We start from the raw sequence: 1492 nt of genomic DNA, 5'->3' as shown, positions 1-1492 counted from the left end.
AAGCGCGAGGCCTCGACCGACCCCATCTTTACCAGGTTGCCGACCGAACCATCGCCGGGGTTGACGACTTCGATAGGGCAGGTGGTGCTGGTGATCTGACCTTCGAAGTTGATGGTGCCAGTGGTGGCGAAGGCCGAAGTACCGGCTGCAGTAATCGCCAGCCCCAGGGCCAGGGCAGAGAAATGCTTGATCACGAGTAATCCTTGTAAATGCGTAATTAGTTGATTGTCAGCAATGGATGTAACTAATTATGTTAGTTGGAAGTTGTTTATGTGCTACGTCATGACGGGGCAGGATTCTAGAGGGCACTGGAGCATTGTGATACGCGCAAAAGAGGGGAGAGTGGCAGCAGATTCTGTAGGATTTTTCCTATATGTAATAGCGACGTTATTACAGGTGTTTTTGATCGTAAATTTTAACCAGGCAGGTCACCTGAGTATCCCTATGGCGTTGATACTCAGGTGATCTTGACCCGTTGTCGGCAATGCCGGGTTGCAGGTGTTTGGCCCTGACTTGATTAAAACAGTTTTTCTGCCTGGCCCCTGTAACGATAATAGTCTTGCTGCCCACGAACTGTCTGGTCAGGCGCTGCATCAGCCGGATTTTCTGGAATGGCTGGATGTGCGGAGCCTGTCGAACCTGCAGCGCTTTCGGCTACTGATGACCTGCGACTTACCGGCAGGGAGTCAGGAAGCGAGTCGGAGATTGATGAGGCGCTGGTTCGACCAGAAGGTGCATCAGGCATAGGTAGAGATGTTCGACGGAACCCATTTGTTAACCGACGCATTAAGCCTTGCACATTTAATTCTTGGGGAAAAAATCTGCCACTTCCATACCGGGCTGCCGCACTGCTCGATGTGGTACTCCCGACGACGCCCGAAGGCGGTATGTCGGCAGACTGTACACCCGCTATTCGCGACGCATGGCTGCTCAGCGTGTTGCCAGGCAAGGCAGAGGAGGTACTTGAAGCACTAGCGCTTACAACGGATGCCGTGGAGCCTCTCGTTGTCGCTGTAGCAGCCCCGCCAGCAACGCTGGCGCCTGCCGTCGATTCCGCAGCTGTGGCCACGGTCGCCGCTGCACTGGCATCCACTGCAGCGGTTGTTTTGGGAGTCGCGGCCGCTCTTGCAGGAAAGGCTGCTCCCCCAAGCCTCAGCACAGCCGCCACCGAAACGGCGACCATAACGGCGCCGATGGCCGCGGCCATCCAGGGAAAGTTGCCTCCGCTTCTCGACTCTTCCGGCCCCACGTCATCGTGGCGGATGCGCGTACGGCTACTGGTGCTCGAAGCGAAGTGGCCTGTGGGGTCGTGCAGGGCGATGGGGTTGCCCAGGCAGTAAGTGTAGGGGTTCAGGCCGCCGCTGCCGAACGGGCTCAGGCTGTCGGGGCTGTGAAAGCGCATCAGTGCCGGGTCGTAGGCCCGGTAGCCCTTGCCCAGCAGGTACCAGCCCGTGGCGCTGTCGAGCATCTCGCCGTTGTAGCCGCTCAGGCT

1 protein-coding gene and 1 pseudogene are annotated in these 1492 nt (G+C 57.6%); both read right to left on the bottom strand.

All coding sequences use genetic code 11. The annotated features are described in order from the left end of the window. Positions 1 to 194 (bottom strand): annotated as a pseudogene (locus DGA31_RS29385) (fimbrial protein); the annotation flags it as partial. 323 nt (positions 195 to 517) lie between these two features. Continuing rightward, on the bottom strand, positions 518 to 1492 hold a 975-nt coding region (locus tag DGA31_RS29380), incomplete at its 5' end, for an RHS repeat-associated core domain-containing protein (protein ID WP_161959252.1).

Origin of the sequence: Pseudomonas ovata, from assembly GCF_003131185.1 — a bacterium.
GTDB lineage: Bacteria > Pseudomonadota > Gammaproteobacteria > Pseudomonadales > Pseudomonadaceae > Aquipseudomonas > Aquipseudomonas ovata.
Note: the sequence above shows the minus strand (reverse complement) of the source record. Positions and strands in the feature narration are given on the sequence as shown.